General features: G+C 64.0%; 1 protein-coding gene. It reads left to right on the forward strand.

Features of this window, described 5'->3' with window-relative positions; translation table 11 throughout:
• The first annotated feature begins 257 nt into the window (after positions 1-257).
• Positions 258-1229 carry an IS110 family RNA-guided transposase gene (locus tag PIQ37_RS20630; RefSeq protein ID WP_342074896.1) on the forward strand — a complete coding sequence of 324 codons (972 nt, stop codon included), beginning with the start codon at positions 258-260 and terminating at the stop codon, positions 1227-1229.
• Positions 1230-1248: the final 19 nt, after the last annotated feature.

Consider the following 1248-nt stretch of genomic DNA (forward strand, 5'->3'; position numbering starts at 1 on the left):
AAGCCGCTCCTTGTATCTGGACATGTCGCCCCTAAACAGGCGTCATGTCTTCCGACTGATCATCGGAGGAGGTGTGGGAGGTCCAGTCGCTCCTAAAGCTTCGAGCTTGCATCGTAGATCGGCTCCGCCCTCCACATGCTGGCCCTTGGGTGTCCGAACGGTATCCAGAGTCCGCCCCCCCGGGCGTGAACTCGCATCGACAAGGCAGGACCGGGCCCAGCGCCGATCATGACCCTGACACGATGGAGGAATCGCGCATGTCTCCCATCATCGGCATCGACGTCGCCAAACGCAGTTTCGATGTGGCCATCGAGCTGACCAATGGCAAGCACCGTACCAAGGCCAAGTTGTCCAACGATGCCAAGGGCTTCCAGGCCCTGCAGGCATGGCTGCAGACGCATGCGCAGCCCGATAGCTGGATCGCCATGGAGGCCACCGGCACCTACCACCAGGCGCTGGCCGAGTTCCTCCACGCACGAGGCTATCGGGTGGGCGTGCTCAACCCGGCGCAGACGGCCGCGTATGCACGCAGCCAACTCAGCCGGGTCAAGACCGATCGCAGCGATGCCAAGCTGATCGCCAGTTATGCCCTGCGTCACCGCGAGCAGTTACGCCGTTGGTCCCCTGATCCGCCGGCGCTCAAGCAGCTCAAAGCGCTGGTGCGCCGGCGCCAGGATCTGCAACAGATGCTGCAGATGGAGCGCAACCGGCTGGACGTCGCTCCGGCCCAGGTGAAGGACTCGATCCAGGTCCATCTGGCCGATCTGCAACACCACATCGCCCAGATCGAGCAGGCCATCGATGACCATATCGACCAGGATCCGACCTTGCGTGGGCAGCGCGAGCTGCTGGTGAGCATCCAGGGCATTGCCGACACCAGCGCGGCCTTGATGCTGGCCGAGCTTGGCGATGTGAGGCGCTTCTCCGATGCCTCGGCGGTCACCGCCTTCGCGGGCCTGAATCCGTGCCTGCAGGAGTCGGGCGAGCGCAAAGGCCACGTCTGCATCTCGCGCACCGGTTCGCCCCGCCTGCGCGCAGGCCTGTTCATGCCGGCCCTGGTGGCCATGACCCATAACCCGATCATCCGGGCGCTGAAACAGCGGCTGAGCGAACGTGGCAAAGCCGGCAAGCAGATCGTGTGCGCCGCCATGCGCAAGCTCCTGCATCTGGCCTACGGCGTTCTCAAATCGGGCACTGCGTTCGACCCGAAAAGAGGCCTTGCCTGCTAGGGGGTAAGACGGTATCTAC

Origin of the sequence: Xanthomonas protegens (genome assembly GCF_038442435.1) — a bacterium.
Taxonomy (GTDB): Bacteria; Pseudomonadota; Gammaproteobacteria; order Xanthomonadales; family Xanthomonadaceae; genus Xanthomonas_A; species Xanthomonas_A sontii.